The organism is Paucibacter sp. TC2R-5 (assembly GCF_025717605.1).
In the GTDB taxonomy this organism is placed as follows: domain Bacteria; phylum Pseudomonadota; class Gammaproteobacteria; order Burkholderiales; family Burkholderiaceae_C; genus Paucibacter_A; species Paucibacter_A albus.
The window spans coordinates 74,953-96,849 of the sequence record NZ_JAJIRQ010000007.1; the positions used below are offsets into that span (position 1 = coordinate 74,953).

General features: G+C 62.5%; 29 protein-coding genes. 17 read left to right on the forward strand and 12 right to left on the reverse strand.

What is annotated here, in order from left to right:
- Window positions 1-78 precede the first annotated feature (78 nt).
- Both LNV08_RS16585 and LNV08_RS16590 read left to right on the forward strand, forming a co-directional pair.
- A complete protein-coding gene (locus LNV08_RS16585) occupies window positions 79-447 on the forward strand; it encodes a hypothetical protein (protein WP_263534844.1) in 369 nt (122 codons plus the stop codon).
- Between the two features lie 54 nt (window positions 448-501).
- Window positions 502-666, forward strand: a complete 165-nt coding sequence (locus tag LNV08_RS16590) for a hypothetical protein (RefSeq protein WP_263534845.1) — start codon at window positions 502-504, stop codon at window positions 664-666.
- 28 nt (window positions 667-694) lie between these two features.
- Here the strand turns inward: LNV08_RS16590 and LNV08_RS16595 are convergent, their stop codons facing one another.
- On the reverse strand, window positions 695-1,765 hold the full coding sequence (locus LNV08_RS16595; RefSeq protein WP_263534846.1) for a flavodoxin family protein: 1,071 nt from the start codon (window positions 1,763-1,765) through the stop codon (window positions 695-697).
- Between the two features lie 33 nt (window positions 1,766-1,798).
- Window positions 1,799-2,023, reverse strand: a complete 225-nt coding sequence (locus LNV08_RS16600) for a hypothetical protein (protein WP_263534847.1) — start codon at window positions 2,021-2,023, stop codon at window positions 1,799-1,801.
- Between the two features lie 358 nt (window positions 2,024-2,381).
- Here LNV08_RS16600 and LNV08_RS16605 point away from each other — a divergent pair, with 358 nt between their 5' ends.
- The 6 genes from LNV08_RS16605 (at window position 2,382) to LNV08_RS16630 (ending at window position 7,994) form a co-directional block, all read left to right on the forward strand.
- On the forward strand, window positions 2,382-2,855 hold the full coding sequence (locus LNV08_RS16605; protein ID WP_263534848.1) for a PRC-barrel domain-containing protein: 474 nt from the start codon (window positions 2,382-2,384) through the stop codon (window positions 2,853-2,855).
- Window positions 2,856-2,873: 18 nt separating this feature from the next.
- A complete protein-coding gene (locus tag LNV08_RS16610) occupies window positions 2,874-4,601 on the forward strand; it encodes an ABC transporter ATP-binding protein/permease (protein WP_263534849.1) in 1,728 nt (575 codons plus the stop codon).
- A 103-nt stretch (window positions 4,602-4,704) separates the two neighbouring features.
- The gene (locus LNV08_RS16615; protein WP_263534850.1) at window positions 4,705-4,989 is read left to right on the forward strand and encodes a hypothetical protein; all 285 of its coding nucleotides are present in this window, start codon (window positions 4,705-4,707) and stop codon (window positions 4,987-4,989) included.
- A gap of 45 nt (window positions 4,990-5,034) precedes the next feature.
- Window positions 5,035-5,193, forward strand: a complete 159-nt coding sequence (locus LNV08_RS16620; RefSeq protein ID WP_263534851.1) for a DUF3309 domain-containing protein — start codon at window positions 5,035-5,037, stop codon at window positions 5,191-5,193.
- 9 nt (window positions 5,194-5,202) lie between these two features.
- On the forward strand, window positions 5,203-6,555 hold the full coding sequence (locus LNV08_RS16625) for a PQQ-dependent sugar dehydrogenase (protein ID WP_263534852.1): 1,353 nt from the start codon (window positions 5,203-5,205) through the stop codon (window positions 6,553-6,555).
- A gap of 14 nt (window positions 6,556-6,569) precedes the next feature.
- Complete coding sequence (locus LNV08_RS16630; protein WP_263534853.1) at window positions 6,570-7,994, forward strand: phospholipase D-like domain-containing protein; 1,425 nt, start codon at window positions 6,570-6,572, stop codon at window positions 7,992-7,994.
- Here the strand turns inward: LNV08_RS16630 and LNV08_RS16635 are convergent.
- The 5 genes from LNV08_RS16635 to LNV08_RS16655 form a co-directional block, all read right to left on the reverse strand.
- Window positions 7,982-8,449, reverse strand: a complete 468-nt coding sequence (locus LNV08_RS16635) for a hypothetical protein (RefSeq protein WP_263534854.1) — start codon at window positions 8,447-8,449, stop codon at window positions 7,982-7,984. The genes LNV08_RS16630 and LNV08_RS16635 overlap by 13 nt on opposite strands.
- Window positions 8,446-8,862 (reverse strand): hypothetical protein, encoded by a 417-nt coding sequence (locus LNV08_RS16640; protein ID WP_263534855.1) that lies wholly within the window; start codon window positions 8,860-8,862, stop codon window positions 8,446-8,448. The genes LNV08_RS16635 and LNV08_RS16640 overlap by 4 nt, the downstream gene beginning before the upstream one ends.
- 31 nt (window positions 8,863-8,893) lie before the next feature.
- On the reverse strand, window positions 8,894-9,271 hold the full coding sequence (locus LNV08_RS16645; protein WP_263534856.1) for a hypothetical protein: 378 nt from the start codon (window positions 9,269-9,271) through the stop codon (window positions 8,894-8,896).
- A gap of 44 nt (window positions 9,272-9,315) precedes the next feature.
- The gene (locus tag LNV08_RS16650; RefSeq protein ID WP_263534857.1) at window positions 9,316-9,480 is read right to left on the reverse strand and encodes a DUF1328 domain-containing protein; all 165 of its coding nucleotides are present in this window, start codon (window positions 9,478-9,480) and stop codon (window positions 9,316-9,318) included.
- 168 nt (window positions 9,481-9,648) lie between these two features.
- On the reverse strand, window positions 9,649-11,040 hold the full coding sequence (locus LNV08_RS16655; protein WP_263534858.1) for a CHASE3 domain-containing protein: 1,392 nt from the start codon (window positions 11,038-11,040) through the stop codon (window positions 9,649-9,651).
- A gap of 56 nt (window positions 11,041-11,096) precedes the next feature.
- Here LNV08_RS16655 and LNV08_RS16660 point away from each other — a divergent pair, with 56 nt between their 5' ends.
- Complete coding sequence (locus LNV08_RS16660) at window positions 11,097-11,729, forward strand: response regulator (protein WP_263534859.1); 633 nt, start codon at window positions 11,097-11,099, stop codon at window positions 11,727-11,729.
- Between the two features lie 55 nt (window positions 11,730-11,784).
- Here the strand turns inward: LNV08_RS16660 and LNV08_RS16665 are convergent, their stop codons facing one another.
- Complete coding sequence (locus LNV08_RS16665) at window positions 11,785-12,186, reverse strand: response regulator transcription factor (RefSeq protein ID WP_263534860.1); 402 nt, start codon at window positions 12,184-12,186, stop codon at window positions 11,785-11,787.
- A 342-nt stretch (window positions 12,187-12,528) separates the two neighbouring features.
- Here LNV08_RS16665 and LNV08_RS23085 point away from each other — a divergent pair, with 342 nt between their 5' ends.
- The 4 genes from LNV08_RS23085 to truD all read left to right on the forward strand — a co-directional run bounded on the left by LNV08_RS23085 (window position 12,529) and on the right by truD (window position 15,658).
- On the forward strand, window positions 12,529-13,332 hold the full coding sequence (locus LNV08_RS23085) for a beta/gamma crystallin-related protein (RefSeq protein WP_318014132.1): 804 nt from the start codon (window positions 12,529-12,531) through the stop codon (window positions 13,330-13,332).
- Between the two features lie 127 nt (window positions 13,333-13,459).
- Entirely contained in the window at window positions 13,460-13,603 is a 144-nt protein-coding gene (locus LNV08_RS16680; RefSeq protein WP_263534861.1) for a hypothetical protein, read from the forward strand.
- A gap of 53 nt (window positions 13,604-13,656) precedes the next feature.
- Window positions 13,657-14,208: a hypothetical protein gene (locus LNV08_RS16685; RefSeq protein ID WP_263534862.1), complete on the forward strand. Its 552-nt coding sequence runs from the start codon at window positions 13,657-13,659 to the stop codon at window positions 14,206-14,208.
- 418 nt (window positions 14,209-14,626) lie between these two features.
- Window positions 14,627-15,658, forward strand: coding sequence for a tRNA pseudouridine(13) synthase TruD (gene truD, locus LNV08_RS16690; RefSeq protein WP_263534863.1), 1,032 nt, complete (start codon window positions 14,627-14,629; stop codon window positions 15,656-15,658).
- 5 nt (window positions 15,659-15,663) lie between these two features.
- Here the strand turns inward: truD and LNV08_RS16695 are convergent, their stop codons facing one another.
- Genes LNV08_RS16695 through LNV08_RS16705 form a run of 3 tightly spaced genes read right to left on the reverse strand, consistent with a single transcriptional unit; the run spans window position 15,664 to window position 17,481 of the window.
- Window positions 15,664-16,191: a DUF2894 domain-containing protein gene (locus tag LNV08_RS16695; protein WP_263534864.1), complete on the reverse strand. Its 528-nt coding sequence runs from the start codon at window positions 16,189-16,191 to the stop codon at window positions 15,664-15,666.
- On the reverse strand, window positions 16,188-16,844 hold the full coding sequence (locus tag LNV08_RS16700) for an OmpA family protein (protein WP_263534865.1): 657 nt from the start codon (window positions 16,842-16,844) through the stop codon (window positions 16,188-16,190). The genes LNV08_RS16695 and LNV08_RS16700 overlap by 4 nt, the downstream gene beginning before the upstream one ends.
- Window positions 16,837-17,481 carry a hypothetical protein gene (locus LNV08_RS16705; protein WP_263534866.1) on the reverse strand — a complete coding sequence of 215 codons (645 nt, stop codon included), beginning with the start codon at window positions 17,479-17,481 and terminating at the stop codon, window positions 16,837-16,839. Before LNV08_RS16705 ends, LNV08_RS16700 begins: the two co-directional genes overlap by 8 nt.
- Before the next feature lie 173 nt (window positions 17,482-17,654).
- Here LNV08_RS16705 and LNV08_RS16710 point away from each other — a divergent pair, with 173 nt between their 5' ends.
- Genes LNV08_RS16710 through LNV08_RS16720 form a run of 3 tightly spaced genes read left to right on the forward strand, consistent with a single transcriptional unit; the run spans window position 17,655 to window position 19,802 of the window.
- Window positions 17,655-18,005 carry a GntR family transcriptional regulator gene (locus tag LNV08_RS16710; RefSeq protein ID WP_263534867.1) on the forward strand — a complete coding sequence of 117 codons (351 nt, stop codon included), beginning with the start codon at window positions 17,655-17,657 and terminating at the stop codon, window positions 18,003-18,005.
- Entirely contained in the window at window positions 18,002-18,889 is an 888-nt protein-coding gene (locus tag LNV08_RS16715; RefSeq protein ID WP_263534868.1) for an ABC transporter ATP-binding protein, read from the forward strand. The genes LNV08_RS16710 and LNV08_RS16715 overlap by 4 nt, the downstream gene beginning before the upstream one ends.
- Before the next feature lie 19 nt (window positions 18,890-18,908).
- On the forward strand, window positions 18,909-19,802 hold the full coding sequence (locus LNV08_RS16720; protein WP_263534869.1) for a hypothetical protein: 894 nt from the start codon (window positions 18,909-18,911) through the stop codon (window positions 19,800-19,802).
- 9 nt (window positions 19,803-19,811) lie between these two features.
- Here LNV08_RS16720 and LNV08_RS16725 read toward each other — a convergent pair whose 3' ends face one another.
- On the reverse strand, window positions 19,812-20,813 hold the full coding sequence (locus LNV08_RS16725; RefSeq protein WP_263534870.1) for a MerR family transcriptional regulator: 1,002 nt from the start codon (window positions 20,811-20,813) through the stop codon (window positions 19,812-19,814).
- A gap of 258 nt (window positions 20,814-21,071) precedes the next feature.
- Between LNV08_RS16725 and LNV08_RS16730 the strand changes: the two genes are divergently transcribed.
- Window positions 21,072-21,677, forward strand: coding sequence for a glutathione peroxidase (locus LNV08_RS16730; RefSeq protein ID WP_263534871.1), 606 nt, complete (start codon window positions 21,072-21,074; stop codon window positions 21,675-21,677).
- Window positions 21,678-21,897: the final 220 nt, after the last annotated feature.

Sequence of the window (21,897 nt, forward strand, 5' to 3'; positions counted from 1 at the left end):
GTCGGCACTCGGGTGACCCTATAAAGCTATCGAAGGCTGCAAACCAGCTGCCACTACACGCCAGACGAAAGGAATTCCATGCATCACCCGTTGAAGCTGACCGGCCTGAGCCTCCTGGCCCTGCTGCTGTGCGCTTGTGAAAGAACGCCGCCCGTGCCTCTCAGGCCAGCCGAGCCGCAAATTCGGCCCGCAAGTAGCAAGTTAGTCGCACAGAGCGCAAGCGGCGTATCGAACCCGTCGGTGCCGGCGGCCGATACCGTACCCGGCGTAATGGGCGTCACGGGCGCGCCCGCCACGGCCACCAAGCCCGAACCCACTGCGGGCCGCTTCAACGGCAGTATGAGCCGGGCGCAGGAATCCAGCGCAATGCCGATGCCGGGTCAAGCCAACGACCACTCCGCTCCTCTGACGCCGCCCAAAGCCTCCAGCGGCCCGCGCCGCGACTAAGCCCCAGCCGGCCTACTAGCTAGCCAACTCAAACCAGCCCAGAAGGATCTCAAGATGGATACCACCGCAATGCCCCCTCAGCCACCGGCCGACTTGCCGCCCACCTTCGAGCCCCTTGACTTGCCCACCGAGCCCGTCGAGCCCGGCGATTTACCCGTCCAACCCGATCAAGGCGCTATGCCCACGCATATCCCGGGCGACCCCGAGGCCAGCACCTGAGCGCAGCAGGGCAACAAGCCAAGACCCCTCACTTGGGGCGCGGCTTGCTGGTGCGTTGATCGGGCTGAGCCAGCTGCCCCGCGCGCAGCTGCTTGACGGCCTGCACGACGGTGCGGGCCACATTGCGCGCCTCCTCTTGCACCGCCTTGTCCCGATCCAGCGCCTCATGGCTGTTGTAGTAGGGCTCAAAATAGCCGATATAGCGATCCAGCTTGGCGCTGGGGCCGCTGCCTATCAGTCCCATCCATTCCAGCCAATCACATAGGCTGCGCCGATGATCCTCGATGCCGGCCACATCGCCATGCACGACCACGCCATAGGCTCGGCCGGCCAGATGCTTGGGATAGCTCCAGCCTTGCTGCTCGATGCGCTTGGCTTCGGCGACACGCTTGCCATGGGTGGTGGTCGGGTCGGGGTTGCCGCCATCGGCCGAAACCATGCGGTCAATCATCAGCTTGAGCGGGCTGGGCGACTGGTACCAATAGGTCGGCGCCAGGATGATGACCCCATGGGCCGCCACCCAGCGTTCGTATATTTCGGCCATCCAATCGTCGGCCTGGTCTAGCGCGTGGTTGGGGTAGCAGCTGCAAGGCCAATGGCAGAGCGGCATCGCGCTCGACACGCAACCCTTGCAGGGGTGGATCGTGCGACCGTACTCGGACGTCACCAGGCTCAGGTCCAGCACGTCAGCCTGCAGCCCGGCCTGTTCGACCACGTCTTGCACCATGCCGGTCAGGCGCCAGGTTTTTGAGACCTCGCCGGGGCAAGTGCCGTCATTGCGCGCGCTGCCGCAGATCAGCAGCAGCCGGCCCGGCGCTTTGCTGTCGCTCCAACGCTTTTGCGCCGCTTGCAGGCGCTGCTGGGTGTCCAACCACTGCACCGAGATCTGGTAGCTCGGATCGGCGAAGTTGCGGCCGGCCGCCTGGGTGATGGGCGCCTTGCGGCCGTCTTGCAAAGCTGCCCACGCGATCTCCTCCAGCCGGGCGATGGCCGCATATTCGCCGTCGAAAGCGGGGTCGTAGAAACGCCCCTTGAAGCGCTCGCTGAACTGCGCGCGCGTCAGCGGCAATGGGGCTTGGCCGGTTCTGATCTTGGTCATATGAACTCCCGTTTCTTGAGCCTCGTGCCGGTCTTAGCCAGCAGGTGCTGCGTCGATTTGAATGGCTTTGCTGGCCACATAGCGTTTGTAGTCACCCAGCGGCAGGGCGGCGCTGCCGTGCGAATCAGCGTCGGTCCAACTGATGGTCACATCAAGTGTTGACTCTTCGACCTCGCACAGGCCTTTGCGTATCGTGATGTTGGCGCCGTCGCCTTCTCGGTATTCGACGAGGCCCGTGATGCGTGCTGTCTGACTCATGGCAACTCCTGTGTATGGCTTGGGGCAGCACCTTTCGGTGGCGCTGAGCTCATCCTGCGAGCAGGCCGGCGCAGCGTCCGTGCGCTGGCGCACAGTGCCAGCGCTGCACTTGCCCTAACTTAGACCTTGTCCGCAAATAACCGGGGTCGGCTGACGGTCGATTTGAATCCATAGCTGCGTTGCAGATCCTCGCGATACCTACGGGTATCGCTGTGGTCTGCGCCTTGCTCTGCGCTCAAATCGCCTCGCCATCCTCTGACCCGGCTATTTACGGACAAGTTCTTAGCGACAAGGCGTTGTTTTCCTCGTTGCGGCGCTTGAGTTGAACCCCTAATGAGTTACCCACATGGAGTATCAGATGAACTACGAAGAACGCGACACCTACGGTATCTACCGCACAAATAACGGTACAGGCACCGACCTCAACACTCAGGGCATCGGTGGCTTCGACCCCGAAATTCATCAAGGCCCCGGCCCCCGCCTGATGGGCGCCAACACCTTGATCGGCAATGACGTCTGCAATCAAGAGGGCGAGGACCTGGGCGACATCAAAGAAATCATGCTGGACGTCAGCAGCGGCCGCATCAGCTACGCCGTACTGTCTTTTGGCGGCTTTCTGAGCTTGGGCGAGAAGCTTTTTGCCGTGCCATGGAGCGCCCTCACGCTCGACACCGTGAACAAGCGCTTCACGCTCAATATCGACAAGACGCGCCTGGAAGGCGCACCCGGCTTTGACAAGGACAAGTGGCCGAATATGGCCGATTCCGAATGGGCGCTAGGCATCCATGCCTTTTATGGCACCCATCCACATGGCGACACTTTAATGAACTGAAGCGGCGCCCAAGCGACCATGCAAAGCGACGCCGCACCAGGTTTCAACGCCCGACTGTGGCGCCGCTTCGTAGCCATCGCGCGCCCCTATTGGCGCAGCGAGCAGCGCTGGCGGGCAGCCAGCCTGCTGGCGCTCTTGATCGTCTTGCTGCTCGGGCAGACCGCCTTCAACGTCTTGTTCAATCAAGAAACAGGCGAGTTCACCTCGGCGCTGGCGGCGCGCGACGCCGAGCGCTTTTGGAGCGCGATTGGACGCTACACCGCGATTCTGGTTGGCGCCGTGCCCATCTATGCCTTGTACTTTTATGTGCGCGACACCCTGGGCCTGCGCTGGCGGCGCTGGTTGACCGACCATTTCCTGGCGCGCTACTTTGACCAACGCGCCTATTACCGCCTGACCGCGGCCTCCGGCATCGACAACCCGGACCAACGCATCGCCGAAGACATCAACGCCTTCACGCAGCAGTCGCTGTATTTCTCGATGATCGTGATCGGCTCGGTGATGCAGCTGATCGCCTTTGCCAGCGTGCTGTGGGCTATCTCGCAAGGTTTGGTTTACTTCTTGGTGGGCTACGCCATCGTCAGCACCTGGTTTGCCGGTTCGGTGTTCGGCCGGCGTTTGATAGCGCTGAACTTTCGCCAACTGCAGCGCGAGGCCGACTTTCGCTACAACCTGGTGCGGGTGCGAGAGCATGCCGAGCCGATCGCCTTTCACGACGGCGAAGCGCGCGAGATGGCCGCCTTGCAGCGCGTTTTCGAGGCGCTGTATGGCAACTTTCTGAAGGTGCTGCGCTGGCAGTTCAAACTCAATCTATTCCAATACGCACACAGTTTTTTGACCGCCGTGCTGCCTATCGTGATCATTGCGCACGAGGTCTTGGCCGGCGAGCTTGAAGTGGGCCGGGCGATCCAGGCCGCCGGCGCCTTTGTGGCCATCCTGAGCGCCTTGACCGTGATCGTCGACCACTTCGAAAGCTTGAGCCGCTTCTCGGCCGGCGTCGACCGCCTGCACGCCTTCGCCGCCGCGCTGGATCAGCAGTCCGAAGCCTTGCAGCGCAGCCCCGACGATGGCGTGCAGCAAATCATCACCCAACCCGCCTTTGGACTGAGCGTCGACAAGTTGACGGTGCTGACCCCTAACCGCGAGCATCTGCTGATCCAGAGCCTGGCCCTGAGCGTCAAGCCGGGCGAGGGGCTGTTGATCGCCGGCGCCAGCGGCTCGGGCAAGAGCTCACTCTTGCGCGTCATCGCCGGCCTGTGGACGACCGGCTCGGGCCAGGTGCTGCGCCCGGCCGGAGCGGACATGCTGTTCCTGCCCCAGCAGCCCTATCTGCCGCTGGGCAATCTGCGCGATCAGCTGATCTACCCGCAGCTTGAGCGCGCCATTTCCGACTCCGAGTTGCTGCGCTGGCTGGAGCGCGTCAACCTGCCACTGCTGGCCGACCGCTTTGGCGGGCTCAGCGCTGAGGCCGACTGGGGCCGCGTGCTGTCGGTCGGCGAGCAGCAGCGCCTGGCCTTTGCCCGCGCCTTGCTCGCCAAGCCCCGCTACTTGCTGCTGGACGAATCGACCAGCGCGCTCGATGCCGCCAACGAGGCGCAACTCTACGGCCAGCTGGCCGATCTGAGCATCACGCCAATCAGCGTCAGCCACCACGCCAGCCTGCTGCGCCACCACACCCAAGTGCTGGCCTTGCCGGGCGACGGCAGTTGGAGCCTCCATGCGGCGCAAGGCTATGTCTGGCAATGAGCGCAAAAGACTAGGCCACTGTGTTCGCTAACGCACGGAGTCCCCGGCGCTGCAAGCTTAGGCTGCAGCTCTTCTCTATCTAAAACAAGCCTTAAGGAATGCCATGAAGAACTCACTCTTGATTGCCTCGCTGTTAATGTCTCTGGGCCTGGCGGCCTGCGAGAAGCCGACCGTCGTCAATATGCCACCCGCCGCCACACCGGTGCCCGGCCCTGCCGGCCCAACAGGCGCCACCGGCCCACAGGGCGCCAGCGGTGCGCAAGGCAATACCGGCAACCAAGGCAATACGGGCTATACCGGCGACCAAGGTGCACAGGGCGCCACGGGCAAGACCGGCGGCAACACGGTGACCGTGGTCACGCCGCCTGCTTCCGGCGCGCAGAACTGACCCCCCTCCCCTTACTTCCTTCCCCTCACCCCTCAGGAGAACACCATGAGCTTAGGCACGATACTTTTGATCGTTTTGATTTTGATGTTGATCGGCTCCTTTCCCAGCTGGCCACACAGCCGCGGCTGGGGTTACGGGCCCAGCGGCGGCCTGGGCTTCGTGGTGCTGATCATCGTGATCTTGCTGTTCATGGGCCGTATTTAAGACTTTGGCATGCGCGCGGCTGCTCGGTCACTTGCAGGGCTTGGCCTGGGCCTGACTTGCGCTTTGGCGCTGTGCGCCTGCGGCGATCTGGCCGGCCAGCCTCTGGCAGCCGGGAGTGGTGCGCGCCCCCTGTTGCCGGAACCGGTGACGAGCTGGGTGCCAACGGTTCATATTGCACCCGCCATTGGGTGGCCTGCGGGCGCTGCGCCTATCGCAGCGTCGGGCCTGCAAGTAAAAGCTTTTGCGCGCGGACTCGAGCACCCACGCAATCTGCTCTTACTGCCCAATGGCGACGTGCTGGTGGCCGAAAGCAACACGCCGCCCAAACAGGACAAAGAGCTGGGTCCGCTCGAAAGCCTGAAGGCCTGGGTGATGGGCTTGGTGATGCAGCGTGCCGGAGCCGGCGTGCCCAGCGCCAACCGCATCACCCTGCTGCGGGACAGCGATGGCGACGGCGTTGCCGATGTCCGGACCGTGCTGCTGCAAGGCCTGCATTCACCCTTCGGCATGGCCTTGATCGGCGCGGATCTGTATGTAGCCAATACCGATGCGCTACTCAAATTCCCTTACCGGGCCGGTGATACCGAGATCCGCAGTGCGGGCAGCCAAGTGCTTGCCCTGCCGGCAGGCAAGATCAACCACCACTGGACCAAAAACCTAATTGTGAGCCCAGACGGCTCACGGCTCTACATCACTGTGGGCTCCAACAGCAATGTGGGCGAGCGCGGCATGGCCGCCGAGCTGGGCCGGGCCGCCATTTGGGAGTTGACGCTGAAGACGGGTGTCAGCCGCGTCTTTGCCACCGGCTTGCGCAACCCCAACGGTATGGCCTGGGCGACGCGGAGTTCCGGCGAAGTGGTCTTGTGGACCGTGGTCAACGAGCGTGACGAGCTCGGCAACGATCTGGTGCCTGACTACCTCACCTCGGTCCAAGACGCGGCCTTCTACGGGTGGCCCTTCACCTATTTTGGCCAGCATGTGGATGCTCGGGTGCAACCGCCCGCGCCGGAGCAGGTAGCGCGCGCCATAGTGCCCGACTACGCGCTGGGCGCACACACCGCGCCATTGGGCTTGGCCGCAGCGGCGGGCAACAGCCTGCCTGCCAGGTTTGCCGAAGGCATGTTCATCGGCCAGCATGGCTCCTGGAACCGGCGCCCGCACAGCGGCTACAAGGTGGTCTTTGTGCCCTTTGCGCAGGGGCAGGCCATGGACGGACCCTGGCTTGATGTGTTGACTGGATTTCTCAGCGACACGGGCCAAGCGTTTGGCCGCCCGGTCGGCGTGGCGCTAGATCAGCGCGGTGCCTTGCTGGTGGCCGATGACGTGGGCAATGTGATCTGGCGCGTCAGCGCGCGCCCTTGAAGGCGGCACCGGCCATGAGGCAAGCGAGGCGACCTTGGACATGGCTTGCGCTCATCGTGCTGGGCCTGCTCGGCGTGCTGAGTCTGGCCTGTTGCTCCGGCCTGCCCACGCTCACCCCCGAGCTCTCACGCCGAGCCCGGCCACCACCCCAGGTGAACGGCCCCACTGGGCCCCTGTCGGCGGCACAGGCCAAGGCGGTCTTGCTGCGCCTGAGCGGCCAGGGCCAGCAAACCGGCATTTTTGAACGCCATCTGGCCTTGGAAGAAGCCATCACCGGCAGCCCCTTGAGCGCCGGCAACTCGGTTCAACTGCTGCAAGACGGGCCAGCCACTTACCGAGCGATGTTTGCGGCGATCTTGGCAGCCCAGGATCACATCAATATGGAAACCTACATCCTCGACGACGATGAGGTCGGCCAGCGTTTTGCGCAGGCCTTGATCGCCAAGCAGGCCGAGGGCGTGCAGGTCAATTTGCTGCACGACAGCGCCGGCACCATGGCCACGCCAAGCGCCTTCTTCGAGCGCCTGAGCGCGGCAGGCATCCAGGTGCTTGAATTCAACCCACTCAACCCGATCGATGCCTTGGGCAGCAATGGCGAGTGGGCCCTCAACCAGCGCGATCACCGCAAGCTGCTGGTGGTGGATGGCCGCATCGCCTTCCTGGGCGGCATCAATATCAGCAGCGTCTATTCAGGCGGCTCCTTCAAATCGGGCTCACGCGCGGTCAAGAAAGCTAACGCTAAAACTGGGCTGGCCTGGCGTGACACCGATCTGCAATTGCAGGGTCCGGTGGTGGCCGATCTGCAGCGGCTCTTCATGGCCAGCTGGGCGGCTCAAAATGGCCCGGCACTGGCGGGCAAAAAGTACTTCCCGGCGCTGCCGGCGATGGGCCGGGAAGTGGTGCGCGCGATCGGCAGCTCGCCGGATGAGCCCTTCAGCCTGATCTACGCCACCCTGCTGTCGGCAATTGCCAGCGCCGAAACCACGGTGCATCTGAGCAATGCCTACTTCGTTCCTGACCCGCAATTGCTGAAGGCACTGAGCGATGCCGCAGAGCGTGGCGTTGACGTCAAGCTCATACTACCCGGTCAAACCGACTCTTGGCTGGTGCTGCAAGCCGGTCACGCCAGCTACGCGCCGCTATTGCGCGCGGGGGTCAAGATCTTCGAGCGCCAAGGCGCCATCATGCACGCCAAAACCGCGTCGATAGACGGCGTCTGGTCAAGCATTGGCTCGACCAATCTCGACTGGCGCAGCTTCTTGCACAACCAGGAGCTGAACGCGGTGGTGCTGGGTGCTGACTTTGGCGGGCAGATGCGCAAGCAATTCGATCGCGACCTGCTGGCCTCCACTCAGATCAGTTGGGCGTTGTGGCAGCAGCGGCCTTGGTCGACGCGGCTGCAAGAGTGGTTTGCCAATGTGTGGGCTTACTGGTTGTGAGGCCCGCGCTCGGGAGCACCCGCAGGGGCTGCTTGAGCAGGTGCGGCTGATGCTTGCGTCATCGCGCCAAAAGCGGCCAAACAAGACTCCAAGGAGGCGCCGCTGAGCGCCTTGGACAAGAGCTGTTGAGCCAAGCCCGCCAGCAAGGCCGGCTTGACCAAGCGCCAGGGCCGCGCCCACACCAACAACCCGCCGAGCAGCGCTGCGCCACAAACAAGGGCGACAGGATGGCGACGGGCCAAGGGCAGCAAGCTGGCGTTGAACGCAGCCGCCAGTGGCTGCTGACGCCACCAAGTTTTGCTCAGCTCAAATAACAAGGCAGCCCCAGGCAATGACTTCAAGCCTGAAAAGTAGCCCTCGCCGCTGCCTTCGCCAGCAGGCCGCGCGCGCAAGCTATTGCCCAAGATCTCCCGCGACACAGCCAAGCGCGCCAGTGCTGTCGAGGGCGGCCTCATTGGGCGCCGCCCGCAGCAGCAACTGCTGACACTTGGGCGCCCACCAACATGGCTCGGTCGCTCGCCAATTGCTGGCGCAAGTTCACGAACATTGCGGCATCGCTGCTACGCGATGCGGCCGCAGCGCGCCAGCAGTACAGCGCCAACACCAGCGCCGGCAATGGCACGCACAAGAGCAGCCATGCAGCGTGGATCTGCGCCGGCGGCGTGACCGCCCACAGCAGCAAGGCCACGCCGCCCAGGCCAACACCCAGGGTGACGCTGCACATCAGCACCGCATGCAGCACAAAGCGCCGCCGCAGCGCCTGCTTGGCCTGCCCGAATTCATCGCCGAACAAGTCGGCATAGGCCTGCGCATGCTCGGCAAGTGCTTGCGGCTGTGTGGAAAACAAATGTAGCAGCGCGTGCAGCATGAGGCGGGCCTTCGAGCAATGTCGACGGTGATCAGCCGCGCGTGCGGTTCAGCAGGCTGACCAAGGCCATCAGCGCAGCGCCGGTGGCCGCAGCCATCAACACCGACTTAACCGGCTCGGCGCGGATGTAATGCGTGGTGTTGGCACCAGCGCGCGCCGCTTGGTCGCGCAGTCGCATCGACTGGTCCCGCAGTGCATCGACGGTGTTGTGGGCGAAGTTGCTCGCCCGGTCGCTGGCCTGGTGCAAGATTGGCGAAGCTTGGTCGCGCAATTCCTGCACGCCGCCGGCCAAGCCGTCTAGCGCTTCCTGTGCCAGCACTTGGGTCGCATGCAGCGCCTGCTCGGCTGCGCTGCCGGCGTGATCCATGCTGCTGTTGGAGGGGATTGAAGTCTTGTTGCTACCGAACATGATGGTTCCTTTGTGTAATGAGGCAAGTGAGCTTGGTTAAAGCGTTAGTTCTTTGAGATCAAGCCGAACAAAAAGCTGGCAATCGCCAGCACGGCGAACACCACAAACAAGATCTTGGCGATGCCGACGGCACTGGCCGCGATGCCGCCAAAGCCAAACAGGGCGGCGATCAAGGCGATCACAAAGAAGACGACGGCGTAGTGCAGCATGGTGAACTCCTATCGAGCCGCATGGTGGGCTGGGTGTTTGAGGGGGCGCAGCCTTGAGGCTGCGGCTTGCTCTCAGTGTCTGCCCGGCTGCGCGCGCAAGCGATAGGCGCCCCGGCTGAAGCGGGGTCGGACGATCCAGCTGCAGCCTGTAGGACGAGGCCTTAGTGGCTAGGCCTTGGGTGGCTCGGTGCTGCACTGAACCGGCAGCTGAAGTTGGATCGAAGTGCCTTGACCCGGCTGCGATATCACCGTCAAGCGCCCTCCTTCGGCCTCGATACGCACGCGCATGCCCAGCAAGCCGTAGGCCGTACGAGGCGTTTCATCGGCATCAAAACCGATGCCGTCGTCCCGCAGCGACACTGTCACCCAGCCTGCGTCCTGCTTCATGCTGACCCATAGCTGGCTGGCCTGGGCATATTTCGAAATGTTCGTGATGGCCTCTTGCATCACCCGGTAGACGACGATCTCGGTGCTGCTGGCGAGCGCGACCGGCTGCAAATCGCAATGCGCCTGCACGCCGGTGGCTTCGGTGAAATCGTTCACCAGGATTTCCAAGGTCGGCACCAGCCCCAGATTGCTCAAGGTCGACGGCCGCAAGTCCTCGATGATGGTGCGGCCCAGGGCGATGCTGGCGTTGAGGGTGCCGACCAAATGCGTCAGCCGCTCCAAGGCCTCGCTGACCCCGGGCGCGCCGGGCACGGCCGTGGCGGTCTGAGAAAGCCGCGATTTGATGCGTGCCGCGTCCAGCTTGGCCGAGGTCAGTAGCGCGCCCAGCTCATCGTGCAAATCGCGGGCCAAGCGGCCGCGCTCATCTTCACGGGCGGTCAGCAAATGTTGGGTCAGCTCGGTCATCATCAGCGTGCTGATGCCGGCCTCGTCTTGCAATTGATCCCGATCGTCTTGCAGCGTGCGCCTGGAATCCAGCGTCCTTTGCTTCAGGATCAGGGCTTGGCGCAGATACAAAAACAGCGCCAGCAAGCACACAGCACTCAGCGTCGCCAGCCCGATACGGTTGATGAGCAGCGTTCTAGCCAGCGACGCTTGTTCCGAAGCCGTACGCTCGGTCTCAATCTGCAACAGCTCTGCGACATTGGCGCGAAACTCGTCCATCTGCTCCTTGCCGACGCCGCTCTTGACCAGCAAGCTCGCCTGCTCGCTCTGACCAGCATCGGTCAAACGGATGCCCTGAGCAAGCACGTTTTTCTTGGCATCGAAGTGCAGTTGGGTGTCGGCCAGCAGCGCGACGTAGGCGGGATCACGGACAAAAGCCAAGCCGAGTTCCCGCATGCCTTCCTTGCTCGCCGCCAGGCCACGCTCATAGGGCTCCAGATAGACCTTGTCGGCCGTCAGCAAATAGCTTCGTTGGTTGGTTTCAGCGTCCAGCAGGCCGACCAGCATCATGCGGGTGGTCATCCGGATTCTCGTCATCACGGCCAATTCCTGCAGGCTGGACGTGGCCCGGAAATAGGAGCTTTCACTGAGAAAGATAAGCGCCACCGTCGCTGCACAGGCCAAAGGGAAGACCAAGGGACTGCGCTTCGCAACGGATAGAAAATTCATTGGCTGCCTTGGCGGGAAATCGTGGGATCATGGCCCACAGGAGCCCCGTCACACACATGATTCGAATTGCTATTGTTGATGACCATGCCATCGTGCGAGCCGGCCTGCGCCAGTTTTTCGGCGACCAGATCGACTTCCAGGTCGTGGCCGAGGCCGCCACCGGCCGCGAGGCGATGGAAATCGTGCGCAAGGGGGAGGTCGACGTGATCTTGCTCGATATCTCCATGCCCGACCAAAGCGGCGTCGATGCCCTCGCCGCCATCAAGGCGCGAGCGCCCGACCTGCCGGTCTTGATCCTGAGCGGCTTTCCCGAGACGCATTACGCCACCACTTTGTTGCGCCAAGGCGCCAGCGGTTACTTGAACAAGGACTGTGACCCCGAGGAAATCGTGCGCGCCATCCGCACCGTGGTGCGTGGGCGCAAATACATCAGCGCCGGCGTGGCCGAACAACTGGCCAATGGGCTCAGCAGCGGCGGCGACCGGCCCGTGCATGAGAGTTTGTCCGAGCGCGAGCTGCAGGTGTTTTTGCGCCTGGCCAAGGGCGAGACGATTGGCCATATGGCGGACAGCATGTCGCTCAGTGTCAAGACGGTCAGCACGTATCGAACGCGCGTGATGGAAAAAATGAATCTGGCCTCCAACAGCGACCTGACCTATTACGCCTTGAAAAACGGTTTGATTCAGTGACTTGAGCGGGCCGCTGTGAGCGCGCCCGCCGCGCTGCGAATCGACGCTGAGCATCTCAGCCCAGCCCACCGGCACCGGTATCGCCGGCCGCCAAGCGGCAGCAATAGTCCAGCAGATCATCGATTTCATGGGACTTGTCGAAAACCCGCGCCGCCCCTAACTCCAGGCATTTGCGGCGCATTTCGGTGGTGGCGTAGTTACTCAAGACCACCATGGTGCGGCGACCGGGCATGGCGGCCAAGGCGCGCAGCACGCCTATGCCTGAACCCTGCTTCAAGAAAATATCGACGATCGCCAGATCAAAGCTGTGCGCGTTGTGGCTCATCCATTGCACGGCGGAGCTTTCATCCTCGGCCGTGCCAACGACTTCGATCGGACCGAGCTCTTCCAAAGTCGCAATCAAGTTCTCGCGGATGACCGGGCTGTCTTCGACGATGTAAGTCTTGAGCTTGGCCATAGCGCGTGCGAGTTCGGAGGGATCAGGGGCCGAGCGTTCAGCAATCATTTGTGGTGGGCAACGCTCGGCGGGGTTCTATCAAACCCCGCTGACCTGGAGTCATTCTTGGACACCCCGAGTGTGCCAGCAAAAGCGCCCGCACCGCAGTCCGCTGCGGCGCGGCTGCATGTAGGATAAGGCCTACATGCAGCCCTGTGCAGAGTTGTAGGACGGCAACTACATCCGCCCGAGCCCCAGTCCGCTTCACGCCGAAGAGCTATCTCCAGACACTGACGATGCCGCTTAAATTTTGCATTAGACCAAGGTTCAAGACGGACAAAAAGCTCACTTCTGGAGATATCGATGAGTTCGAAACTGAAACTTCTGGCCGCCGCAGCAGGCCTGGTTCTGGCGACCCAAGCGGGCGCACAAATCACCTTTTACGAGCATGACAACTACAGCGGCCGCTCGTTCAAGACGCAGAACAAGGTCAACAATCTGCAACGTTATGGTTTCAATGACATGGCCTCCTCGGCCGTCGTCAGCAGCGAGCGTTGGGAGGTTTGCGATCAACAAAACTTCGGCGGCCGCTGCGTCATTCTGCGTCGGGGCAACTACCTGAGTTTTTCGGCCATGGGCCTGAACGACCGCATCTCTTCAGCTCGCTCGGTGCCTGCCAAGCAGCAATACGAGGAAGAGCGTTATGGGCCGGCGCCGGTGTCGGTCTACGACTCGCGGCGCCGCAACAACGAGCGCCTGTATGAGGCCGAAGTCACCTCGGTGCGCGCCGTCATGGGCCAAGCTCAGCAGCGCTGCTGGACCGAGCAGCAGCAAGTGCAGCAGAACAGCAGCGCCAATGTGCCCGGTGCAATCGTCGGCGCCGTGCTCGGCGGTGTCTTGGGCCACCAAGTGGGCGGCGGCAGAGGGCGCGATTTGGCCACTGCCGGCGGTGCCGTGGGTGGCGCCGTGCTGGGCTCGCGTATGGGCGGCGACTCCCAGTCCACTCACACGCAAAACGTGCAACGCTGCAGCACAGATGCCGCCAGTGGCCGACCTGACTATTGGGATGTGGGCTACCAGTTCCGCGGCCAGGATCACCATGTTCAGATGAGGTCGCAACCCGGCAAGACGGTCACCGTCAACCGGCAGGGCGAGCCGCGCACCTGATATGCCCAAACACCCAAACGGCAAACGTAGGACGAGGACTACCTTGATAAGCGATGTAGTCCGCTTTGCCACTGTGCCGCACAGGCTGACACTGCCAGCACGCTAACCCCTTCTCAAGAGGCTGCCCATGAATTTCATTCTGTTGTCGCTGACCGCGCTGGCGTTTGTGGCTTCATGCGGATTGGCCGCGGTGAGCTGGTTTGCCGCAGCGCAGATGCAGGCCGAACTGGGCCTGCAGGCGCTGGACTGTTTGCACAAGCCAGACGCCTAGGCGCTCGCTTGAAGAGCGCTGATGTTTTAGTTTTTCAACCACCAAGGAACTTCATGAACACTCAATTCAAGCTCAAGGCCACCCTCGTATTGGCCGCCCTGTTTTGCCTGCCTGTCGCTCAAGCCGCCCTGAGCAGCAACGCGGATTACAAGGCCAGCAAGACCCGCATCGACGCCGACTACAAGGCCGAGAAAGCCGCTTGCGCCGCCATGAGCGGCAATGCCAAGGACGTCTGCCACGAGGAAGCCAAAGCGCATGAAAAGGTCGCCTTGGCCGAAGCTGAGTTCGCCCATACCGGCAGCACCAGCGACAGCAACAAGGTCATCACCGCCAAGGCGGAATCGGCCTATGCCGTCGCCAAGGAAAAATGCGATGACAAGTCCGGCAACGACAAGGACGTCTGCGTCAAGGAAGCCAAGGCGATCGAAGCCAAGGCCCTGGCCGACGTGAAGCTGAGCAAGAAGATCAACAGCGCCGTCAAGGACGATGTGCAGACCAAGCGCGACGCCGACTACAAAGTCAGCATCGAAAAATGCGATTCCATGTCGGGCGACGCCAAGAGCAACTGTGTGGCCAGCGCCAAAGCAACTTTTGGCAAGAGTTGATGTGTAGCAGGGGCGGCAACTCGCTGCCCCTGCACGATTGACTGCATGACTCGCGCCTGCCTCGATGCAGGCGCTCTTGTTTGAGCACCAACAAGCCGCACTCGGCACTGCGCGGATCACATGCGCAGATTCAGCCCGTTGATGCGCCGTGCGTGATGGGGCACGAAGACGTCGGCCGCCTGCGCCGATCGCGCCGCCGCCAGACTCGAAGCCGAACACCCGCCCGGTGTGGAGCAGCCTGGCCAAGCTGGCCGCGCCGCCGACTTGGTGTTCGTTTAGCAAACGGGCCACGATGTCGGCCCACGCGCTTGGCGCCTAGTTTTTCAAGTAAGGTTCAATAGTTTCCAGCTGCCAGCGTCCTGCCACTGGTCGGCGAGACAGCCCGACCCTCTCTACACTTGCTGCCATCAGACCGCTCATGACCAACGCTTCCCATTACACGACCTTGCCGCAGTGGCCCAACGCTTATCCGGCCAGCGGCGCCAGCGCCACCCTGAAAAGCCTCAACGAGGATTTCATCGTGACCGAACTGCCGCTGCAACTGCCCTCCGGTGCGGGCGAACACATCTGGCTGGTCATCGAGAAGAACGGCGCTAACACCGCCTTCGTCGCCCAGCAACTGGCCTTGGCCGCTGGCGTGCAGGAATGGGACGTGGGCTATGCCGGCCTGAAGGACCGCTACGCCATCACCCGTCAGTGGTTCAGCATCTATTTCCCTAAGGGCAAAGGCAAAGGCGAGACGCCCGATCTGACCCAGCTTCAGCACCCGGAATTCAAGGTGCTGAGTCAGAGCCGCCATGTAAAAAAGCTGCGCCCCGGTGATCTGCAGGGCAACCGATTCCGCATCGTGCTGCGTGAGCTAGCCGGCAATCGCGATGCCGTCGAGGCCAATCTGCAGGCCGCTGCCTCACAGGGCGTGCCCAACTACTTCGGCGCTCAGCGTTTCGGCCATGACGGGGGCAACGTGGAACAGGGCCGCGCCATGCTGGCGCGCGAAATCCGCGTACGCCACCCGAAGAAAAAGGGCATCTACCTGTCGGCGGTGCGCTCCTTTGTCTTCAATGAGGTGCTGGGGCTGCGCATTCAGCAGGGACTCTGGGGCAAGACTCTGCCCGGCGACGCGATGACTGATGCGAGCCAGCCCACAGGACCACTCTGGGGACGGGGCCGGGTGAGCACTACAGATGAGGCGCATGCCCTGGAAATGGGCGTGGCTGAGCGCCACGCCACCTTGTGCGACGGCATGGAACACGCCGGTCTGGATCAGCAGCGCCGCGCCCTGGTGGCCAGGCCGGTGGACATGTCATGGGAATGGCCGCAAGCCGATCAACTGGTGCTCACCTTCTCTTTGCCCGCCGGGAATTACGCCACGTCAGTGCTGAACGAAATCCTCCGCACCACGGAGCCTGAGCGGCTCACAGAGAACAACGAGCCTGCGGCGGGCGAATGACGCTGTCACCGACGCCGCTCGGTTGCCTTCTTCTTGCTTGTTCGCGCTGGTGCCTCACCGGCAGCCTGCACCTGCTCCAAGGCGGCGATCGCATCCATCTGCGTGAGCAGCCTGTGTAAATAGGCTGGAGCCAGACCCTGAATTTGCTGGAGCATGCGCGTCGCCAGCGCCTGACCATTGAGTGGCCCCAGATGCCCGGTGACCGGCGCATGGAGCTCGGCAATGTTTCGTGCCACGCGCAGCTGCCGCCAAGTGCTTTCGTGGAGGCGCACCTGGCGCAACTCTTGGCTCGCATCAAGCTGCAGCAAGGCGAGCAATTCGCCCAGCGGATTGACTAGGGCCGGATAGTCCTGCTTCTGCTCCGCCACGGGCTCTTGCGACGCGCGCTCCCTCAGTCTCGCAATCAGTTTGTCTCGCAGAGCGCCCGCAGGCTGAGCTGCCGCACGCAGGGCGAGTGCGTGCAGCATGCGCCGACGCACCGGGTCAGCACGCTGCGCAGCGACCCAATTGACAGGATCATCAATGCTGCTCACGGTGCGGACGCTGCAGAAGCTGCAACCGCTCGCCGTGGCCGCGGTGTTGGTGCGATTTCTACCCGACGATTGAGCGCACGTCCCGCTGCGGTGTCGTTGGGTGCTACCGGCTGCTGCGCGCCGAATGCAGCAGAAAACACCGCGTCGGGTGGCAGACCGTCCGCCAACAAGGCCCGCGTCACGTTCAGCGCCCGCCTGGCAGACAGATCCCAGTTGTCACCAAACTGCATGCCCGCCACGACGCCCCGGTCATCGGTGAAGCCGCTGACCATCAAGATCTCATCGCGTTGCGCGAGGTAGGTGCGCAGCGGCGTTGCCAAGGCACCGAGCAGCGTACGGCCCTCGGCGAGCAGTTGGTCCGAGCCCGTCGCAAAGAGCACCGCGCTGTTGATGCCGATTCGTCCTTCCACCAGCGTGATGCGTCCGTCCGCAAGCGGGCCGGCCAAGGCGCGCTCCAAGGCTTCCCGGCGACTCTGCTCGGCCATGCGCTGCTGCACTTCGGCTTGCAATTGGGTGGCGAGATCCAGCTGCCCCACCAGGGCCGCGGCAAGTACCCACACAAACGCACCCAGCACGCCGGCCATCAAGTCGCCAAAAGCTGCCCAAGCGGGAGCGGCAGTGCCTTCGTGCTCAATCTGCAGCTGGTCACCCATTTGACGCGGCGCCTTGCAGCGCATCCAGGATTTGCTTCTGCGAGCCCAGGCAGAGGTCGATGACTTCGCGCGCCTGGGCCACGTAGTAAGCCAGTTGGTCATCGCTTCGCGTGATCGACGCGGACAGGCGCTCCTCCAGCGCAGCCAGATGCTGCACGAGTTGGGCATTGGCCCCCTGGAATTGCTCAATCGCCGCGCCGAAGCCTTCGCCCACGCTGGCGACGTCGGCGGCGCTTGCCGCCAAATTGGTGGCCGCATCGGCAAGGGCGTGACCGGAGGCTTCTGCAAGCGATGTGAATCGCTGGCCCAAGGCCTCGATCTGCAATGCAGATCTATCCACCAGCGAATCAATCGCGACGCGCTGCTCGCCAGCGGCTTGCTGCAGCGAGGCGAGCAGGGTCGATACCGTCCCCATCAGCTCGGCCCGCTCAAGCAGAGCCGCACGGTCCTGGGCCTGGCTTTGGGCGAGCTGTTCTCGCAGTGCGACGACGACCTCGACGGCAGCGCGTGGCGCTTCACCAGCGGCTTGCAGCACTGCGCCGGCCTCGGCCAGCGTCCGTTGAGAAGTGGCCTCGGCCTGGGTTACCAGACTGCGCGTGTTCGCCAACAGGTCATCTGCCAGCAATTGCTGCTGCAACTGCGTGGCTCCAATCGAGGCCAGCTCATTGCGCCATGCCGCAAGCTGCTGAGCGTCATGGGCTCCGGTTCATCACCCAATTTCTGCAGACTGTCGCTCCCGGCTTGGGGCGCAAGCGGTGGCTTGTTATGGTGTGCTACATCAGCAACACACAGGCCTCAGGCTCCGTTGATATGCACAACTGGAACGACACCGCCCCCATCTACCAGCAACTGGCCGACCGCTTGGCCGTGCAGTTGCTGGACGGACAACCGCCCGAAGGCGACGCCATGCCATCGGTGCGCAAGCTGGCAAGCCAATACTTGATCAACCCGCTGACGGTCAGCCGCGCGCTGCAAAGCCTGGTCGACAACGGCCTGGTCGAGAGCCGCCGCGGGCTGGGCATGTTTGTACGCAGCGGCGCCAGAGCGAGCTTGCGGCAAAGCGAGCGCGAACAATTTTTACAAACCGAATGGCCGCTATTGCGCGAAAAACTGCAGCGCCTGGGCCTGAGCGCATCCGACTTGAACTGGGAGACGAAATGAGCCACTTGATCGAAGCACGCGATTTCAGCATTCGCTATGGCCTGGGCAGCAAGGCCAAGATCGCCGTTGACAACATCAGCTTTACCATCCCCAAGGGCCGCGTGATCGGTTTGCTGGGTCACAACGGCGCCGGCAAGACCTCGCTGATGAAGGCGATGGTCGGCTTGATTCCCGGCGCCGGCGCGCTGAAGGTGCTGGGTCTGGACCCTCGCAATCAGCGCAACGAGTTGCTGCAATCGATGTCCTATATCCCCGACGTGGCGGTGCTGCCGCGCTGGGCCAGAGTAGACGAGCTGATCACCTTGATGAGCGGGCTGCAGCCGCGTTTTTCTGCCGAACGCGCCCGCGTGCTTTTGCAGCGCACCAGTGTTGGCCCGCGCGACAAGGTCAAGAGCCTGTCCAAGGGCATGGTGACACAGCTGCACCTGGCCCTGATCGCCGCCATTGATACCAAGCTGATGATTCTGGACGAGCCGACGCTGGGCTTGGACGTGATGTCGCGCAAGAGCTTTTACGAGATGCTCATCGACGAATGGTGCGACGGCGAGCGCACGGTGCTGATTTCGACCCACCAGGTCGAGGAGATCGAGACCTTGCTCAGCGACGTGATGATGTTGGACGAAGGCCGGCTGGTCTTGAATATCAGCCTGGAAGAAATGGACTCGCGCTTTGTAGCGCTGTCGCATGACGCTGCCGCCGCCGACGCCGTGGCCGACGCCCATCCGCTGCTGCGCTACCGCCAGCAAGGCCGCGCCGCTGCACTGTTTGATGGCGCGCCACCGGCCCACGTGGCGGAACTGGGCCAGCGTTTCAGGCCCAGCCTGGTTGACCTGTTCATGGCTCTGACACGCAAGCCAGAACTGCAATCCCGCCAATCCGCTTGAGCTTCAAGGAGAGAAAGATATGTTTTCGACAAGATTTATGACCTTGCTGCAGCGCGAGTGGATGCAGCACCATCTGGGCTGGTTGCTCGTGATGTTGAGCCTGCCATTGATCCTGCTGGTGGCAATGCCCTTTGGGCATATCCAACTGAATGAGCATCTGCCGCCGCCGACATTGCTGGCCGCAGCGGTGATATCAATGTCGACGCTCGTCGTCTTCGGCATCACCTTCTTGGTCACCTCATTCCAGCTCTCGGGGCTGGCGCGTCGAGACACCCAAGATCGCAGCATCGAGTTCTGGATGTCGCTACCGGGCAGCCACAGCGAGAGCATTCTGGCCACCGTTTTGATGCACACCGTGTTCGTGTTCCTGCTGGCGCTAGGCATCGGTGCGGCGATGGGCGTGCTGCTGTCGATAGCCGCCGTGATCAGGACGATGGGCGTGGGCGCGCTGATGGATGTGTCTTGGTGGGCCTTGCTGGTGGCCGGCGCTGCCGGGCTGGCCAGGCTGGCTCTTGGCACGGTTTTGTTCACCTTGTGGCTCTCGCCGATGTTCATGATCTTGATGGCAGCATCGGCGTGGCTGAAGCGCTGGGGCACGCCTGTCATCATCGCTGCGGTCGTGATCGGCGGCAATGTGCTGGACAAGCTGTATGGCAATCCGGTGGTTTGGGACTTGCTGCACGCCCAATTCGACGGCGCCAGCCGCGCCATGATGGATGCCGACAACCAGATGCGCAGCGGCTCGGTCCTGCCAGAGGCGATGCCGCAGTTCATCAGCCATTTCGCGACTTGGGCCATCACCGATGCAGGCGCTGCCTTGGCTCAAACCGCTTCGCTGCATTTCATCGGCGGCTTGGTGGTGGCAGCCCTCGGCTTCGGGCTGGTGATTCTGTACCGTCGCCGCGCGCATTAAAGCGCCAGGTCAGAGCTGTGCTTGCGCCGCCCGCCAGCGCGCCACGGCCGCCGGCAGGGCCGCCAATTCGGTGATGATTTGGATGCCTTTCAATTTGAGCGGGTGCTTCAGCAGCAAAGCGCTGCCGCCCGCCCAGAGCTCGATCGACGACGGCAAAGCGGCGCGCAGATCGGCCAGACCGCGCCGCACCATGCTGGCCGACATCAGACCGCTGAAACTCAGAGCAACGATATCGCTGCCATGTGCGCCGGCGGCAAGCGGCAATTGATCCACCGGGGTTTGCACCCCCAGGGACAGGCACTGGCAAGCATCAAGTACCATCAACGCCTCCGCCATCAACAGGCCCAAGCCATGCGGCTCACCCGGCAGCGTGGTCAACAGCACCCGGGGCCGGCCACTGTTGCCAGGCGCGGGCACACTCTGCACCGCCTGCCGCAAGAGTTGCTGCACGCATTCGGTGTAGATGTGCTCCTCAAACACCTCCAACTCGCCCCGCATCCATTGCTCACCCACCAAGCGGGTCATGGGCGCAACCCAATGCTGCACAAAGTTACTCAAGCCTTGGCGCATCAAAGCTTGTGCCAGGTGTAGGCGCAACTCGTCCACCCTGTGGCTGCGCAACAGTTGCAGGCAAAACTGGTTCTCGGCGCTTTGATCAGCCTGAGCCATCACGGCGGACGCGCTGGCCACCTTGCGCTGCGCCCGTTGGGACAGCGCGGCACGGCCCGCCTCCTTATCCTGCAGCAAGGCTTCTAGGGCTTGCAGGGACGCAGGCACCACATGGCCGGGTCTGTGACCGCCGTCCAGCAAGCGCTTGAGCAGCCGCAAGCGCTGCACCTGATCGGGCGGGTAAACACGGTCGCCCGCACCGTCCCGCTGCGGCAGCGGGAAACCATAACGCCGCTCCCAAACGCGCAAGGTGTCCTTGCTCAGGCCGGTATCGCGCTCGACGGCGGCGATGCCCAACAGACTCGTCAGGTCCAGGTTCGTTGCTTCGCTGGCCCCGGGCATCCGCATTTCCACCGGCAACGCTGCCGGCAGCGCCATAGCCATCTTTGAGGCCGCAGCAGCCGGCTTTCCAATCGATTTTCTAATGCTCACGCCGCCACCGCTTGCACCACCGTCCCTTGACGCTTAGCGTCGCTGGACATTTCACTCAGATTCCACATAGCAAGCCCCTTACCTCAACTTTGTCCTAGACAAACGATGGACATTTTCTAAATACTGCCCTAATATAGTTGCATGTCGAAGATTTGACTAGGACAAACGATGAAAATGATCTCCAGGCCCATCTCTATCAGCAGCCTCACCCTCGCTGGTTTGCTGGCTTGCGCAGCGGCCGGCAATTGCCTTGCCGCACCCGCATCTCCAGCGGTGAGCGCGGTCTGCCCGGCCCTGCTGCAGCGTGAAATGCCCCGCCTGCAAGACGAAAAACCGCAGGCGCTTTGTCAATATGCGGGCAAAGTGGTGATGGTGGTCAACACGGCCAGCTTCTGCGGCTTCACGCCGCAGTACAAGGCGCTCGAGACCTTGGCCGCACGCTATGCCGACCGAGGCTTGGTGGTGCTGGGTTTCCCGTCCAACGACTTCGGCAGCCAGGAGCCCGGCAGCAACAAGGAAATCGCCGAGTTTTGCGAAAACACCTTCAATGTGAAGTTCCCGATGTTTGCAAAATCGGTCGTGAAGAGCGGTAAGCCCGACACCAACCCGCTCTTTACCGACCTGATCAAGATCAGCGGCAGCGCGCCCAAGTGGAACTTTCACAAGTATCTGATTTCGCGCGACGGCCAGCAGGTCGTGAGCTTTTGGTCCACCACCGACCCCTTGAGCAAAAGCGTTACCGACGAGGTCGAACGCTTGTTGGCCAAACCCTGAGTTTCATCTGACCAACCATGGCAGCGTTCGCAATCACAAAGCAAGCACTAAGCAGCGGACTGCCAGGCTTGGCAAGCCCTAATGCCTTGCCTGCGCGGTTCAATTTGTTAATGACGAATTCGTTCAATGCGCTTTGTAAACAATTGCAAACGCAAGAAAATTTACGCAATCCTATCGAAATTTCGATAGGATTGACACACTTACAGTCGCAAAGTCACTC

What these genes read in the sequence shown, in the direction of transcription:
- LNV08_RS16585 (WP_263534844.1), top strand. Translation starts at nt 79, where the DNA reads ATGCATCACCCGTTGAAGCTGACCGGCCTGAGCCTCCTGGCCCTGCTG.
- LNV08_RS16590 (WP_263534845.1), top strand. Translation starts at nt 502, where the DNA reads ATGGATACCACCGCAATGCCCCCTCAGCCACCGGCCGACTTGCCGCCC.
- LNV08_RS16595 (WP_263534846.1), bottom strand. Translation starts at nt 1,765, where the DNA reads ATGACCAAGATCAGAACCGGCCAAGCCCCATTGCCGCTGACGCGCGCG.
- LNV08_RS16600 (WP_263534847.1), bottom strand. Translation starts at nt 2,023, where the DNA reads ATGAGTCAGACAGCACGCATCACGGGCCTCGTCGAATACCGAGAAGGC.
- LNV08_RS16605 (WP_263534848.1), top strand. Translation starts at nt 2,382, where the DNA reads ATGAACTACGAAGAACGCGACACCTACGGTATCTACCGCACAAATAAC.
- LNV08_RS16610 (WP_263534849.1), top strand. Translation starts at nt 2,874, where the DNA reads ATGCAAAGCGACGCCGCACCAGGTTTCAACGCCCGACTGTGGCGCCGC.
- LNV08_RS16615 (WP_263534850.1), top strand. Translation starts at nt 4,705, where the DNA reads ATGAAGAACTCACTCTTGATTGCCTCGCTGTTAATGTCTCTGGGCCTG.
- LNV08_RS16620 (WP_263534851.1), top strand. Translation starts at nt 5,035, where the DNA reads ATGAGCTTAGGCACGATACTTTTGATCGTTTTGATTTTGATGTTGATC.
- LNV08_RS16625 (WP_263534852.1), top strand. Translation starts at nt 5,203, where the DNA reads ATGCGCGCGGCTGCTCGGTCACTTGCAGGGCTTGGCCTGGGCCTGACT.
- LNV08_RS16630 (WP_263534853.1), top strand. Translation starts at nt 6,570, where the DNA reads ATGAGGCAAGCGAGGCGACCTTGGACATGGCTTGCGCTCATCGTGCTG.
- LNV08_RS16635 (WP_263534854.1), bottom strand. Translation starts at nt 8,449, where the DNA reads ATGAGGCCGCCCTCGACAGCACTGGCGCGCTTGGCTGTGTCGCGGGAG.
- LNV08_RS16640 (WP_263534855.1), bottom strand. Translation starts at nt 8,862, where the DNA reads ATGCTGCACGCGCTGCTACATTTGTTTTCCACACAGCCGCAAGCACTT.
- LNV08_RS16645 (WP_263534856.1), bottom strand. Translation starts at nt 9,271, where the DNA reads ATGTTCGGTAGCAACAAGACTTCAATCCCCTCCAACAGCAGCATGGAT.
- LNV08_RS16650 (WP_263534857.1), bottom strand. Translation starts at nt 9,480, where the DNA reads ATGCTGCACTACGCCGTCGTCTTCTTTGTGATCGCCTTGATCGCCGCC.
- LNV08_RS16655 (WP_263534858.1), bottom strand. Translation starts at nt 11,040, where the DNA reads ATGAATTTTCTATCCGTTGCGAAGCGCAGTCCCTTGGTCTTCCCTTTG.
- LNV08_RS16660 (WP_263534859.1), top strand. Translation starts at nt 11,097, where the DNA reads ATGATTCGAATTGCTATTGTTGATGACCATGCCATCGTGCGAGCCGGC.
- LNV08_RS16665 (WP_263534860.1), bottom strand. Translation starts at nt 12,186, where the DNA reads ATGGCCAAGCTCAAGACTTACATCGTCGAAGACAGCCCGGTCATCCGC.
- LNV08_RS23085 (WP_318014132.1), top strand. Translation starts at nt 12,529, where the DNA reads ATGAGTTCGAAACTGAAACTTCTGGCCGCCGCAGCAGGCCTGGTTCTG.
- LNV08_RS16680 (WP_263534861.1), top strand. Translation starts at nt 13,460, where the DNA reads ATGAATTTCATTCTGTTGTCGCTGACCGCGCTGGCGTTTGTGGCTTCA.
- LNV08_RS16685 (WP_263534862.1), top strand. Translation starts at nt 13,657, where the DNA reads ATGAACACTCAATTCAAGCTCAAGGCCACCCTCGTATTGGCCGCCCTG.
- truD (WP_263534863.1), top strand. Translation starts at nt 14,627, where the DNA reads ATGACCAACGCTTCCCATTACACGACCTTGCCGCAGTGGCCCAACGCT.
- LNV08_RS16700 (WP_263534865.1), bottom strand. Translation starts at nt 16,844, where the DNA reads ATGGGTGACCAGCTGCAGATTGAGCACGAAGGCACTGCCGCTCCCGCT.
- LNV08_RS16710 (WP_263534867.1), top strand. Translation starts at nt 17,655, where the DNA reads ATGCACAACTGGAACGACACCGCCCCCATCTACCAGCAACTGGCCGAC.
- LNV08_RS16715 (WP_263534868.1), top strand. Translation starts at nt 18,002, where the DNA reads ATGAGCCACTTGATCGAAGCACGCGATTTCAGCATTCGCTATGGCCTG.
- LNV08_RS16720 (WP_263534869.1), top strand. Translation starts at nt 18,909, where the DNA reads ATGTTTTCGACAAGATTTATGACCTTGCTGCAGCGCGAGTGGATGCAG.
- LNV08_RS16725 (WP_263534870.1), bottom strand. Translation starts at nt 20,813, where the DNA reads ATGCCCGGGGCCAGCGAAGCAACGAACCTGGACCTGACGAGTCTGTTG.
- LNV08_RS16730 (WP_263534871.1), top strand. Translation starts at nt 21,072, where the DNA reads ATGAAAATGATCTCCAGGCCCATCTCTATCAGCAGCCTCACCCTCGCT.